The organism is Campylobacter estrildidarum, assembly GCF_005406205.1.
Classification (GTDB): domain Bacteria; phylum Campylobacterota; class Campylobacteria; order Campylobacterales; family Campylobacteraceae; genus Campylobacter_D; species Campylobacter_D estrildidarum.
In genome coordinates this window covers 188,256-202,547 of the sequence record NZ_NXLZ01000001.1, presented here as the reverse complement: position 1 = coordinate 202,547, position 14,292 = coordinate 188,256, and the positions used below count along the sequence as shown (strand labels likewise).

The following is a 14,292-nucleotide window of genomic DNA, read 5'->3' as shown; positions in this document are numbered from 1 at the left end:
AAAATAATGTTAAAATAATATTATGAAGATTATTTAGCAACCAAGGAAAATTAATGTTCGAAGTAGTTATAGGTCTTGAAGTTCATACTCAACTTAATACCAAAACAAAAATCTTTTGTTCTTGTGCAACTTCTTTTGGAGAAGAACCTAATGTAAATGTTTGTCCAACTTGCTTAGCTTTACCTGGTGCTTTACCTGTTTTGAATGAAGAAGCGGTTAAAAAGGCTATAGCTTTTGGAAAAGCAATTAATGCCACTATTAATAAAAAAAGTATTTTTAATCGTAAAAATTATTTCTATCCTGATTTACCAAAAGCTTATCAAATTTCGCAATTTGACATTCCTATAGTAGAAAAGGGTGAGCTTTTTATTAATGTGAATGGTGAAAATAAACGTATAGGTATTACTAGAGCACATTTGGAAGAAGATGCGGGTAAAAATATCCATGAAAGTAATTTTTCAAAAGTAGACTTAAATCGTGCAGGAACCCCTTTGCTCGAGATAGTTAGTGAGCCTGAGCTTAGAAGTAGCGATGAAGCAGTGGCTTATCTTAAAAAACTGCATTCTATTATACGCTTTTTAGATATTTCAGATGCGAATATGCAAGAGGGAAGTTTTAGATGTGATGCCAATGTAAGCATACGCCCTAAAGGAAATACTAAACTCTATACAAGAGTTGAAATTAAAAATCTTAATTCTTTTCGCTTTATACAAAAAGCGATTGATTATGAGATAAAGCGTCAAAGTGAAGCTTGGGAAGATGGTACTTATGAAAAAGAAGTAGTACAAGAAACTAGACTTTTTGATACAAGCAGTTTGACTACTCGTTCTATGAGAGGAAAAGAAGAAGCTGCAGAGTATCGTTATTTTCCTGATCCTGATCTTTTGCCGGTTTTGCTTAAGGATGAATTTTTAGAGCTTAAAATTCCTGAATTACCTGATGACAAAAAGGCACGTTATATGAAAGACTTAGGCATAAAAGAAAGCGATGCCGAAGTAATCATTAGTTCGCTTGAAATGAGTCGTTTTTTTGAAAATTTAATCTCTCAAAATTTAAACGCAAAACTTTGCGTTAATTGGTTAAATACTGAATTAATGGGTCTTTTAAAAGGAGAATTAACTATAGAAAATTCCCCAGTAAATGCACAAAAACTCGGGAATTTAGTAAAACGTATAGAAGAAGGCGTGATCAGTGCGAAAGCGGGCAAAGAAGTTTTAGCTTATGTTTTTGAAAACACTCAAGTAAGTATTGATGAAGCTATAGATAAATTAGGTTTAAAACAAGTGAGTGATGATTCAGCAATTGAAGTGGTTGTCGAGAAAATTTTAAATACAAATGAAGATAAAGTTTTAGAATACAAAAGTGGCAAAGATAAGCTTTTTGGTTTTTTTGTAGGTCAGGTTATGAAAGAAGGTAAAGGGGCTTTTAATCCTTCTAAGGTAAATGAGATTTTAAAAGCAAAGCTTGGCTGATGAGTAAAATTGCAGTTATTGGAGCTGGAAAGTGGGGTAGTGCTCTATACTATGCTTTTAGTTTTAATAATAATTGCTTAATTACTTCTCGTTCGAAACGAGATTTAGTTAATTTTGTTGATTTAGAAAGTGCATTAAAATGTGATTATCTTGTTTTCGCTTTGAGTTCTCAAGGAATTCATACTTGGCTTAAAAAACACTTCAAAAATCTAGGTCAAAAGATTTTAATTGCTTCTAAAGGAATAGAAACTTCGACTTGTAAATTTTTAGATGAAATTTTTTTAGAATTTGTAAATCAAGATCAGGTTTGTGTTTTAAGTGGCCCTTCATTTGCAGCTGAAGTAATAGAAAAACTTCCTTGTGCTTTGGTAATTAGCGGATTTAATCATAAAATTTGTCAAGAATTTGCAAATTTTTTTCCCAGCTTCATAAAAACATATTTAAGCGATGATGTAAGAGGGGCAGAAATTTGTGGAGCTTATAAAAATGTTTTAGCTATTGCTAGCGGGATTAGTGATGGTTTAAATTTGGGCAATAATGCAAGAGCATCTCTTATTTCAAGAGGTCTTGTAGAAATGCATCGTTTCGGAAATTTTTTTGGAGCAAAAGAAGAAACTTTTTTAGGGCTTAGTGGTGCGGGTGATTTGTTTTTAACAGCTTCAAGTCAGCTTTCTAGAAATTATCGCGTAGGTTTGGCATTGGCAAAAAATCGAAAATTAGAGGATATTTTAAAGGATCTAGGCGAGGTGGCAGAAGGAGTAAAAACGGCTTATGCTATTGAAAAGATAGCTTTAAAAAATCAAATTTATACACCAATAGTGCGTGAAGTGGTGCAAATTTTAAAAGGAAAAGATGCAAAAGAGGCGGTGCAAGAACTATTACAAGCTAAAAAATAGGAGTTAAAATGCTTATTAAAAATGCAAAAATTTATGGCGAAGAATTGCAAGATGTTTTAATTCAAAATGGAAAAATTGTAAAAATAGGAACTAATTTAGAAAATGATGAAATTTTAGATGCCAAAGGAATGACCCTTCTGCCTTCCTTTGTAGATTTAAATGTTAGTTTAAAAGACGATAAATTTTCTTTAGATAATTTAGAGTTTTTGGAGCGTGAATGTTTAGAAAATGGTTTTAGTGCTATTCTTTTGCGTGATTGTATGGATTTTAATGAAGAAACTTTTTCGCTTTTTTTGCAGAATTTAAAAGATAGAGAATTAAAGATTTTACCAAGCATACGTGCTTTAGATTCTCAAGGAAAAATTAAAAATTTAGCCACACTTTTAAATCAAGGTGCTTACGCTTTAGAACTTCAAAGTTCTAGTAATGCAAATATTTTACGTGTAGTTATGCAATATGCTCTTATGAAAGAAAAAACTATTTTTATTCGATGTAATGATAAGGATTTTGATGATAATGGTGTAATGAATGATTGTGAGATGGGTTTTAAGTTAGGACTCATAGGAATGAGTGCAGTTGCAGAAACTAGTGAGGTTGCTAAAATAAAAGAAATAGCTAGATTTTATGATATAAAGGTGATTTTTGACTCACTTAGCCTTAGGAGATCTTTAGAAATTTTAGATGAAAATGATTTTAAACTTGTAAGTATACATCATTTGATTAAGGATGATAGTGCTTGTGAAAATTTTAACACAGCAGCGAAATTAAATCCACCTTTAAGAAGTATAGAAGATAGACAAGCTTTAAGAGAATTTTTAAAAAAAGGAAAAATTCAATTTTTGAGTTCTATGCATAGCCCAAAATCTCCTTTTTTAAAAGATTCAGCTTTTGATGAAGCGGCTTTTGGAATCGATGGAATATCTGATTTTATAAGTCTCTGTTATACCTTTTTTATTAAAGATGGTTTTTTAACTTGGAAGGAACTTTGTAATTTTACGAGTAAAAATCCTAATGAATTTTTAAATTTAAATGGCGGCATTATTGAAATAGATAAGGATGCAAATTTAATACTTGTTGATGAAAACGAAGAAAATTCTAAACCAAAAAGTTTACTTTATGCAAATGATAAGCTTTTTGGAAAAGTCAAAAAGCATATAATTAAAGGCAAAATAATTTATTAGTTTATTTTCTTTGCATTTTTATCAAGGCTTTTTTCTAGTTTTTATGTTTAGAAAATCTCCAAAATTAGATTTTAAAAAAATCTTTTTATTTTCACTTTTATCTATAAAATCTTTGTCATTTCTATCCATTAAGCTTTTTTAGGTTTGGTTTGGGTAGAATTAAAATGATTTATATTTGCACACCAGCCTTCTGGTCCCCTGATTCGTATCAGCAGATTGGGGTAGGCAGGCACTCCTTCCACCCCTAAATTCTTATTTTTGCATGAAAGTCTTTCTATATTCTTTTTTATTACCCGATGTATAACATTTTTAAATTACCAAAACAAATTTAAAGCTTAAAAATACAAGTGCTGCCATAATTCCTGCAGCAGGTAAGGTGATAATCCAAGCTAAACCTATTGGTTTCATTAGCGCCCAATTTGCGTTTTTATTATACACCCCAATACCTAAAACTGCACCAATTAAAATATGAGTAGAGCTTACTGGAATTCCAAATTGAGTTGCTAAAAGTATTACAATACTAGCTCCAAGTTCCGCACTAAAACCTGTTGTAGGTTTAATAGTAGCTAATTTTGATCCTACCGTGGTAATCACTTCTTTTCCTAGAAACCAAAGTCCTGCAACTAAAGCAACTCCAAACATAGCCATTGCTGCAAAAGGAACTGGAGAGCTTGCATTGATTGTTGTATTTTTAAGAACATCTAAGATTGCTGCAAAAGGGCCAATAGCATTGGCTATATCATTAGCTCCATGAGAAAAAGCAAAGCTTGAAGCAGTAAAAATTTGAAACCAAGAAAAAAGTCTATCTGTAGTTTTATTAAGTTCATTTTTTTTCACAATTTTAACAATAGCAAAAGTTATAATATAGCTAATGATTCCCAAAATTCCTATAATCCAAAAATTTTGTAAAATATCCAAAGTGCTAACATTATTTAAGCCTTTAAATAAAAACATTGAAGCTATAATCGCTGCACTAATGCACGCAACGATTGGCATATGTGTTTTTAAGACAGAATAAATATCGATATCTTTTTCTTTTTCTTTAAATTCTTTTATTTTATTTTTATAAAAACTACTTTCTTGCTCTTCATCGTCTAAAGCTATAGCTGAAAGTTCTTTAATCTGTTCCTCGGTAGATTTTGTTTTTAGATTTAAGAAATACTCTTCTTTAAATTTCTTTTTATCTTTTTTTATATTTTTTAATTCTTTGCTTAACCTTTCAGAGGGTTTTAGTATTTTCTTGTCTATATAAGAATAAATAAGATAAGCTACAATACCTCCTAAAAGTGGAGAAGCAACCCAAGAAATAACAATTCTTATAATTTCACTCCATTTAACCATAGAAAAGGTTTGCACTCCATCAAATTTTAAAATTCCCATCATAATACTGGCACCAACAATACCTCCTACTATGCTATGAGTAGTAGATACAGGTAACCCCTTTTTTGTAGCTATAAATATCCAAATACCAGAACTAAGAAGAGCTGCCAACATAATAGAAACAAAAAGCATAGGATTAAATTCTTTAGGAAAAGCGACAATCCCACTGCGTATAGTTTGCGTAACTTCAGCTCCCGCAAAAATCGCTCCGCTTAATTCAAAAATCGCGGCTATAATAAGTGCTTGTTTTATGGTTACCGTTTTAGCTCCAACGCTTGTTCCAAAAGAATTAGCTACATCGTTACCACCTATATTGAAAGCCATAAATATACCAAAAATTGAAGCGAGTATAAAAAGCATAAATTGATGTTGGGATATATATCCAAATCCCCAAATAGTAAAGGCAACAACGCTTATAATAAACATAATGAATGCTACAACATTATCTTTTTGCATAAAGAATAATCCTTTTTTGTAATATTTAGCCTAATTATACTATAACAGTTTAAAAAATAAATATTTATTTTATTAAAATTTTATTTTTCTTGTAATAAAATTCTGTAATCTCTAATACAGAATTTTAGGAAAGCAAGTTTAATGAAAATATTTTTATATTTATCAATTTTATTTTCTTTGTTAAGCTCTAATATTCTAGAAAATACCTCAATAAACAATCAGCAAACTTGGCATAAATTTGATTTTTTGTCGATTAAAGTACCGCCAAAAATTCAAGAAAAAAATTTAGATATTACAAGTGCTTTAAATAAGTTATTTTCTCGTACTTTAGAAAATGAAAATGGTATTGATGTAACTGATGGAGTTTTGGATCTTCAAAATGAAAACATACGGCTTAAAAATTTAAGTTCAATTTATGAAGCCGAAAATGATTCCTTACTTTTCCAAAAAGAGCTTTTTATAGCGCAAGAAGGCTATAATTATTCTAGTGGATTAATTAATCGCTATAAGAAAAATGCCTTTTTGTTTGGTATAAATGGATTTATTGATAAACAAGAAGAACAAAAGGATGCTAGAAGTTTTGGTGCAGAATTAGGCTATAGTAGTTTTGTTAAAGCTTACGCTAATTATTATATTTTAGATGAAACTGAAAAAAGTTTTCAATTAGGCGTTAGTTTTATTGATCCTACGTATAGTGTTTTTACTCTTGATGTGATTAGAGATGAAGAAAAAACTAACTATCAGTTGATTTATTCTCCTTATAGTATTCTTAATTTTAGCTTAACACAACGTGTTTTTAATGCTAATATAGATGCTAATAATGATATAGTGGTGCAGTTAGGATTTAATTTTAATTTTAGAAAAAGTTTTTTAAAGCAACTTCATAAACAAGATAATATTTTCCAAGAAATCAATCGTTATGATTTCTTGGAAAGAATTTATTAATGCATTCCTGCGTTATGGAATTTTTCAGGATTATCCATAGCATAACGGAATTTTTCCCAATCAATTTGTTTATCCCAAATTGAAACAATTAAAGCCGCAACGCTATTTCCACAAAGATTTCCTACAGCTCTCATTTCTGACATAAATTTATCAACTCCTAAAAGAACACCTATGGCAGCTACTGGTAATACCTGTGCTAAAGTAGCATTTGCTTCTGAAATTTCCATATTTCCTAAAGCTGCTAGAGTACTACCTAAAACTATAAATCCCGATCCAGTAACACCTACAGCACCTTTTGAAGCTATCATAAGAACGATTAAAATGCTAATTTCGTGCGCGAAGCTTAAATTTACGTTAAAAGCTTGTGCTAGAAAAATTAAACTCATTGCTAGATAAATATTTGTACAATCAAGATTGAAGCTATATCCTGTTGGCAATACTAGTCCTACAGTAGTTTTAGAGAGTCCAGCTTTTTCTAATTTTCTCATCAAAGGTGCAAGTGCTGATTCGCTTGAACTTGTAGCAAAAACAATCAAAACTTCTCTAGAAATAAATCTCATAAATTTAAATATATTAACTTTAGCAAAATAGCAAATAAGTCCTAAAATACCAAAAATAAAAACAAGACAAGAAATTAACATAACTAAAAGTAAATATGCAAGATTGATTAATGAGCTAATTCCATATTGAGCAATTAAAACAGCCATAGCTGAAAATGCAGCTATAGGGCTAAAATACATTATAATTTGTAGAATTTTAAAAACAAAATTTTGTAGAACTTCTAAAACTTTTTGTATGGCTTGCTTATCTTCATTTCTCATTAAAGAAATAATTAAAGCTGTCACAATAGCAATAACTAAAACCTGTATAGTTTTACCTTCAGTAAAAGGAGTAATAATATCTGTTGGCATAGCATCTTTTAAAATATGCATAATTTCAGAACCTGCACTAATCTCAGTAGTTTGAGAGATGTACTTTTGAACGCTTTTGGTATCTAGTTGGCTAGGATCAAGATTCATTCCATTTCCTGGTTGCATTACATTTGCCATAAAAATACCTATAGCTAAAGCTAATGTACTCACTACTTCAAAATAAATAACAGCTTTAGCACCTATACTTCCAACTTTTTTTAAACTTTCAAGACTAATAATACCCAGAACTAAAGTTACAAAAATAATTGGACCTATGAGAACCTTTAAAGATTTGATGAAATAATCTACTCCAGGTTTACTTGCTAAAGCCAGTTCTTTATCTACATAACCCAATACAACACCTGCAATAATACCTGCAATCACCCAAAAGCCTAAGCTTTTAAATATTCGCTTATATAATGGAGGTTTGATTTCAGCGAAAGTTTGACTTAAGGTTTCCAAAAAAGCTCCTTGATAAATATTTTAAAATATATCCTAAACTAAAATTTAATTTAAATTGGTTTTTAAGTACAATATTAGCAAAAAATAATAAAATATAAACTAAAAATTAAGATTAAATTTTGACAAAAAATTAATTTTTTAATTATAATGTTACAAAAGTTCTCAATTTAATATAATAAAATTATCTTATTGAAATTCTATTTTTAGAATTACTATGATTATTTAAATTTTTTATGAAAGGATTTTTATATAGATTTATGGAAGAAATAATATTGGATAATAATGCTTTGATTACTTCAAAGACAGATCTTAAGGGAAATATTATTTATGCAAATAACGATTTTTCTAAATATGCAGGTTATACGATTGATGAATTATTACATAAGCCACATAATATTATAAGACACGAAGATATGCCTAGAACTGTTTTTAAATGTTTATGGGATTATATACAAAGAGGAGATGAAATTTTTGCTTTTGTAAAAAATAAAGCTAAAGATGGAAGATATTATTGGGTTTTTGCAAATATAACAGCATCTTTTGATATAAGTGGCAATATTGTTAATTATTACTCTGTTCGTCGTGCTCCAAACCGAAAAGCTTTACCTATTATAGAAGAAGTTTATAAGATTTTAAGAGACAAGGAAAAGCAAGGTGGGATTAAAGTTGGACTTGAGGCTTTAGCTGAAGTCGTGAATTCTTACAAAATGACTTATAATCAACTTGTTTTTAATTTGCAAAAAAATCGTTAAAGCTAAAATTAAAATTATTTTTATTATAATCCTACGGTTTTAAGTTTTATTTATTTTTTTTGTATCAGCAGTAGGCTGCAAAATTAAAAAGGGTAATTCATAAATACTAATTAAAATAGATTTTTTAGCTTGAAAAGGAGTTTTAACTAATGAAAAATGGATTGTTTTTAACTATTTTTCTAGGTATTTTAGGGTTTTTTGGATCGATTTTTATCCACACTTATATTGGAGTGGCGATATTTTCACTAATTATGGTTTTATGTGCTTATCTTTATAGCTACCACAAAGATGAACAAGAAATGATAGATAAATTATATGATCTTTGCAAAGAGCTTAAAGAAGGGAATTTTGATAATAGAATCGTATATACTAAAACAAAAAGTAAAAAATTTGCAGAAATTGCAGATAATTTAAATAATACCATCGATAATCTTGAAGCTTATTTAAGAGAAATTAATACTTCTATAGCTTGTTCTCAGCAAGGTGAATTTTATCGTAAAGCTTTGCCTGAAGGATTAAGAGGTATATTTGCACATAATATCGAATTCATAAACAAAGCTTTAAATAATATTGAAAATACTGCAAAATCTACTTTTAAAAATGCTTTATCAAGAACTTTAATGGATTTAAGTCTTGGAAATCAAAATGAAGATATGTTCCAAATTTCTACTTCGCTAAATCAAGATATCAATGTTATGAGAAATGTCCATGAGGCTGTTGATTCTATTACTCATACTGCTACAGAAAATGGTAACGAGGTTGATTCTTTGCAAAATTCTATGGCTTCTTTGATGGAGGTAGTTAATTCTAGTAAAGAAACTGTTCAAACCTTTGTAGCTAATTCTCAAAATATTACTTCTGTAGTTGAGGTGATTAGAGATATTGCAGATCAAACTAATTTGCTTGCACTTAATGCTGCTATTGAAGCTGCGCGTGCTGGAGAACACGGAAGAGGGTTTGCTGTTGTTGCGGATGAAGTTAGAAAGTTAGCTGAGAGAACTCAAAGATCTACAAGTGAAATTTCTATTGCAATTCAAACTATGCAACAAGATTTTGTTAATATTCAAAATGGTAGTGAGCAAGTTTTTGATATAGTAAGTAAATCTGAGGAAAGAATTCATAAATTTTCTCAAGCCTTTAAAGGACTAGAAGAAAACAGTTCTATTCTAGGAAAAGATTTTGCTGAGTTAGCTAATAGATTAATTTTATCTGCAATTAAAATTGATCACATTCTTTACAAATCTAATATTTATTTAAATCTTAATGGTGCTCAAGAATTTGATCTCTCAAGTGCAGATCCAATTTCTAATCTTTGCTTGGATGAGAAGATTAAAATGCAAATTAATCAATTTGTATCAGAACAAGAATTAGATTCGGTTAAAGAAGCAATTAAAGAGAATGCACAAAAGGCTATAAAGGAATCTCGAGTAGAATATATTGATCAAAAAATTTATAATTTAATTGTAAATAATATTGAAAAATTAGAACAAACAAGTGGTGAAATTTTAGATAAATTAAAAATTTAAAGGAAACTATAAATGTCAAAAGAAATTTTTTTAAAAGAAGATACTTTAATAACTTCAAAAACAGATTTAAAAGGTTTAATAGTTTATGCTAATAATGACTTCTTAAAATATGCGGATTTTTCAATGAAAGACGTGTTGCATAAACCCCATAATATAGTAAGACATCAAGATATGCCTAAAACTGTTTTTAAATTTTTATGGGATTATATGAAAGAAGGCAAAGAAATTTTTGCTTATGTTAAAAATAAAACTAAAAATAATGATTATTATTGGGTTTTTGCTAATGTAACACCTTCAATGGATACGAATAATAATATTATTGGCTATTATTCTGTTAGACGTATGCCAAATAGAAAGGCTATAGAAACTATAGAAAAACTTTATAGTGATTTATTAAAAGCTGAACAGCAAGGAATAAACAAAGGCGTAGAAGCGTTAAAGGATTTCTGTAAAAGCACAGGAAAAACTTATAATGAATTAATCTTTTCTCTTCAAAATTCTAAATAAACTTTAGTGAGGCTTGAAACAGAGTTTGTTTTAAGTCTCAGTATTATATAATCCCACTTTAATATTATTTCTTAGGAAAAAAATATGTTCGATATTATCGTCATTGGTGGTGGGCATGCAGGTATTGAAGCAAGTGCAGTAGCTGCTAAAATGGGTAAAAAAACCTTACTTTTAACTACACTTATAGAGCAAATTGGTGCAGCAAGTTGTAATCCTGCTATTGGAGGACTTGCTAAAGGGCATTTGGTTAAAGAACTAGATGCCATGGGTGGTTTAATGGGAGAAATCACCGACCTTACGGGCATACAATTTCGTATTTTAAATGAAAGTAAAGGTGTAGCAGTTCGTGGAAGTAGGGCGCAAATTGATATGGATAAATATCGCATTGTTGCACGTAATAAACTTTTAAAGCTTGAAAATTTAGAAATTTCACAAGAGCAAGTTTGTGAGTTAATATTTGAAAAAGATAAGGTTATTGGAGTAAAAACGAATTTAAATAATGAATACAAAGCTCAAAAAATTATTTTAACAACAGGGACTTTTTTAAATGGACTTATTCATATAGGAGAAAATAAACTTGAAGCAGGACGTGTTGGGGAATATGCGTCTATTGATTTGGGTAAAAATTTATTAGAGACTAATTTAAAAATGGGACGTTTAAAAACAGGAACTTGTCCTAGGGTAGATGCAAAAACTATCGATTTTGATGCTCTTGAAATTCAATACGGAGATGAAAATCCTAAGGCTTTTAGTTTTAAAACTAGAGATTTTAATCCCACTCAATTGCCATGTTATATAGCAAGAACCAATTTAAAAACCCATGAAATCATTAGGAATAATTTTTACCGTGCCCCGCTTTTTACAGGACAAATTGAAGGGGTGGGGCCAAGATATTGCCCCTCTATAGAAGATAAAATCAATCGTTTTGCAGATAAAGAGAGTCACCATCTTTTTATAGAACCTCAAACTATTGAAGCTACAGAATATTACATTAACGGCTTTTCAACTTCTTTACCCTATGAAGTACAAAAAGAAATGCTTAGATCTATAAATGGATTTGAAAAAGCTAAGATTACGCGTTTTGGATATGCAATTGAGTATGATTATATAGATCCAACTGAGCTTTACCATACTCTTGAAACAAAAAAAATTAAAAATCTTTATTGTGCTGGTCAGATTAATGGAACAACTGGTTATGAAGAGGCTGCGGCACAAGGGTTTATGGCAGGAATAAATGCAGTTTTAGCACTTGAAGGTAATGAACCTTTTATTTTGCATAGAGATGAAGCTTATATAGGTGTTTTAATAGATGATTTAGTTACAAAAGGTACAAAAGAGCCTTATAGAATGTTTACTTCAAGAGCAGAATTTAGATTATTATTAAGAGAAGAAAATGCAATTATCAGGCTTGGAAAATATGGAAAACAATTTGGGCTTTTAGAAGATGAAGATTATAAATTTATAGAAAATATTAAAGCAAATTTAGACAAAGGTTTAAATTTTCTTTTAGAAAAAGAACTAACGCCCAATAATGAAAATAATCAATTTTTGGCTAATTTGGGTGAAGAAAAAATTACCTCTATAGTGAATTTGCAAAAAATAGTTGCACGTTCTAGTTTTAATATAGAAAAATTAAGAAAACTAGATGCAATTTTTGAAACGTTGGACGAATATTCTTTAAGAGAAATTTTAAATGAAGCTAAATATTATCATTATATCATCATGCAAAAAGCACAAGTTGAAAAAATGAAAAGTTTAATTGATATGAAAATTCCAGAAGATTTTGATTTTAAAAGTGTGAGCAGTTTAAGCAATGAAGTTATAGAAAAACTTGAATTACACAGACCTTTAACTCTTTTTTCTGCAAGTCAAATTAGTGGAATTACTCCAGCAGCTTTGGATATTTTACAGATTTGTATAAAGTTGCAAAAGAAAAAAAATTGAATGTTTTTTACTAGTATAATTTTTTTTATCACTTTGATCTTTATTTTTTGGCACCCTTGGAATTTACCTTTATGGATTATTTCTATTTTTGGCGCTTTTTTTGTTTTTGTATTCCAATTTGTAAACTTAGAAGACATTTTTTTTATTTCAAAACTTGTTTGGGATAGCTCTTTAACTTTAGTTGGATTAATCATACTTTCTTTTAGTTTAGAGACTTTAGGTTTTTTTAATTTTATTGCTAAGGAAATTTTACGCTTTTCAAAAAATCAAAATAATTGTAAGATTAATACAAAAAAATTAATGTTTTTATTGCTTGTTTTTGTATTTTTACTCACTGCTTTTTTAGGAAATGATGGTGCTATTTTGGTGATTACTCCAGTTATCATTGCCCTTTTTTCTACTCTTAAAGATATTAAAAAAAATGCAATTTTAAATTTATTTTTACTCAGTGTTTCTTTTTTATGCGATGTAAGTTCTAATACGTTTATTGTTTCTAATTTAACCAATATTATTACAGCTAATTACTTTAGTCTTAATTTTTTAGAATTTGCAAAAAAGATGTTTTTACCGAACTTGCTCGTTTTATTTTCCACTCTTTTCATAGTTTGTTTTATTTTTTTAAAGTCTTTGCCTAAAGAAATTGAAATTTATATTTATGAAGAAAAATTTATTTCCAATAAACTTTTTATTTTTTGTATTTTTTATTTAGTATTTTTTATTGTAAGTTTTTTTGTGGCTGAATTTTTTAATTTAAATGTTAGTTTATTTGTCTTATTTGAGGCTCTTATTTTTTGGTTTTTTGTTTATTTCATTAAAAAAAGAAAAGCTTTAAATGCAATAAAAAAAGCCCCATGGGGTATTTTTGTTTTTAGTTTTGGACTTTATATGATAGTATTTGCTCTTCATAAGTCAGGAGTAAGTAATATATTGTATTTTTTGTATGATTTTTTATCTCAAAATAGGTTAAGCGCTATTTTTGGAACTGGTTTTGTTTCGGCTTTTTTATCTTCGATTTTTAATAATTTACCTATGACTTTAATTGGGAATTTGGCTTTAAAAAATTTTCCAATGGATATGATTTACGCACATCTTTTAGGTGTTAATATAGGTTCAAAACTTACTCCTATAGGATCTTTGGCTACTTTATTATGGTTGGAACTTTTGGCAAAGAAAGGAATCCAAATTTCTTTTTGGCAATATTGCAAATTTAGTTTTTTTATAACAATACCTGTTCTTATATGCTCTTTTTTAGGGATTGTCTTTCATTAAGCAAATAAAAGATTAATAAGCAAAGAAAAAATTTATTTTATTTTGGATAAACTAATATTTTGTTTAAATAAATAATGAAAGGATTAGTTATGGCTACATCTGAAAGCAGACGAAGCTTTATGGGTATTGCATTTGGGACAGTAGCTGCTGTGGGTGGTGTTTTTTCACTTGTGGCAATGAAAAAAACTTGGGATCCGCTTCCAAGTGTTAAAGCTGCAGGTTTTACTACAGTAGATTTATCAGGAATGCAAGCTGGTGAGCTTAGAACAATAGAGTGGAGAAAAAAGCCTATTTTTATTTTAAAAAAAGATGCAAATATGGCAAAAGATGCGAAACGTGATGTTGTAGTTGATAATGTTGCATATACTGTTGTTATAGGACTTTGTACGCATTTAGGCTGTATTCCAGCATATCAACCAAGTAACCAAATTTTTAAATGCGCTTGTCATGGTGGCGAATTTGATACAAGCGGAAAAAATATTTTTGGACCTCCTCCAAGACCTCTTGATATCCCTCCTTTTAAGATAGAAGGAACAAAACTTGTTTTAGGCGAAGAGGGACCAGAATATAAAAAAATGATGGAGGCTTAAT

General features: G+C 29.2%; 12 protein-coding genes. 10 read left to right on the top strand and 2 right to left on the bottom strand.

The window, feature by feature from the left end; all coding sequences use genetic code 11:
• Window positions 1–53: 53 nt before the first annotated feature.
• From gatB to CQA69_RS00970, 3 genes are read left to right on the top strand one after another with little or no spacing between them, the layout of a single operon-like run.
• The gene (gene gatB / locus CQA69_RS00980; protein ID WP_137619975.1) at window positions 54–1,472 is read left to right on the top strand and encodes an Asp-tRNA(Asn)/Glu-tRNA(Gln) amidotransferase subunit GatB; all 1,419 of its coding nucleotides are present in this window, start codon (window positions 54–56) and stop codon (window positions 1,470–1,472) included.
• Complete coding sequence (locus CQA69_RS00975) at window positions 1,472–2,368, top strand: NAD(P)H-dependent glycerol-3-phosphate dehydrogenase (RefSeq protein WP_137619974.1); 897 nt, start codon at window positions 1,472–1,474, stop codon at window positions 2,366–2,368. The genes gatB and CQA69_RS00975 overlap by 1 nt, the downstream gene beginning before the upstream one ends.
• An 8-nt stretch (window positions 2,369–2,376) precedes the next feature.
• Window positions 2,377–3,549: a metal-dependent hydrolase gene (locus tag CQA69_RS00970; RefSeq protein ID WP_137619973.1), complete on the top strand. Its 1,173-nt coding sequence runs from the start codon at window positions 2,377–2,379 to the stop codon at window positions 3,547–3,549.
• A 309-nt stretch (window positions 3,550–3,858) separates the two neighbouring features.
• Here the strand turns inward: CQA69_RS00970 and CQA69_RS00965 are convergent, their stop codons facing one another.
• The gene (locus CQA69_RS00965; RefSeq protein WP_137619972.1) at window positions 3,859–5,385 is read right to left on the bottom strand and encodes an inorganic phosphate transporter; all 1,527 of its coding nucleotides are present in this window, start codon (window positions 5,383–5,385) and stop codon (window positions 3,859–3,861) included.
• Window positions 5,386–5,526: 141 nt separating this feature from the next.
• Between CQA69_RS00965 and CQA69_RS00960 the strand changes: the two genes are divergently transcribed.
• The gene (locus CQA69_RS00960) at window positions 5,527–6,330 is read left to right on the top strand and encodes an inverse autotransporter beta domain-containing protein (RefSeq protein WP_137619971.1); all 804 of its coding nucleotides are present in this window, start codon (window positions 5,527–5,529) and stop codon (window positions 6,328–6,330) included.
• On the opposite strand, the gene CQA69_RS00955 is transcribed toward CQA69_RS00960, so the two are convergent.
• Window positions 6,327–7,703 carry a cation:dicarboxylate symporter family transporter gene (locus tag CQA69_RS00955; RefSeq protein WP_137619970.1) on the bottom strand — a complete coding sequence of 459 codons (1,377 nt, stop codon included), beginning with the start codon at window positions 7,701–7,703 and terminating at the stop codon, window positions 6,327–6,329. The genes CQA69_RS00960 and CQA69_RS00955 overlap by 4 nt on opposite strands.
• A 257-nt stretch (window positions 7,704–7,960) precedes the next feature.
• On the opposite strand from CQA69_RS00955, the gene cetC reads away from it, so the two are divergent.
• From cetC to petA, 6 genes are all read left to right on the top strand, one after another.
• A complete protein-coding gene (gene cetC / locus CQA69_RS00950; protein ID WP_137619969.1) occupies window positions 7,961–8,455 on the top strand; it encodes an energy taxis response protein CetC in 495 nt (164 codons plus the stop codon).
• A 149-nt stretch (window positions 8,456–8,604) separates the two neighbouring features.
• Entirely contained in the window at window positions 8,605–9,981 is a 1,377-nt protein-coding gene (cetA, locus tag CQA69_RS00945) for a bipartate energy taxis response protein CetA (RefSeq protein WP_137619968.1), read from the top strand.
• Window positions 9,982–9,993: 12 nt separating this feature from the next.
• Window positions 9,994–10,488, top strand: coding sequence for a bipartate energy taxis response protein CetB (cetB, locus tag CQA69_RS00940; RefSeq protein ID WP_137619967.1), 495 nt, complete (start codon window positions 9,994–9,996; stop codon window positions 10,486–10,488).
• A gap of 84 nt (window positions 10,489–10,572) precedes the next feature.
• Window positions 10,573–12,432 carry a tRNA uridine-5-carboxymethylaminomethyl(34) synthesis enzyme MnmG gene (mnmG, locus tag CQA69_RS00935; RefSeq protein ID WP_137619966.1) on the top strand — a complete coding sequence of 620 codons (1,860 nt, stop codon included), beginning with the start codon at window positions 10,573–10,575 and terminating at the stop codon, window positions 12,430–12,432.
• On the top strand, window positions 12,433–13,701 hold the full coding sequence (locus tag CQA69_RS00930; RefSeq protein WP_137619965.1) for an arsenic transporter: 1,269 nt from the start codon (window positions 12,433–12,435) through the stop codon (window positions 13,699–13,701).
• An 89-nt stretch (window positions 13,702–13,790) separates the two neighbouring features.
• Window positions 13,791–14,291: a ubiquinol-cytochrome c reductase iron-sulfur subunit gene (gene petA, locus CQA69_RS00925; protein ID WP_137619964.1), complete on the top strand. Its 501-nt coding sequence runs from the start codon at window positions 13,791–13,793 to the stop codon at window positions 14,289–14,291.
• Window position 14,292: the final 1 nt, after the last annotated feature.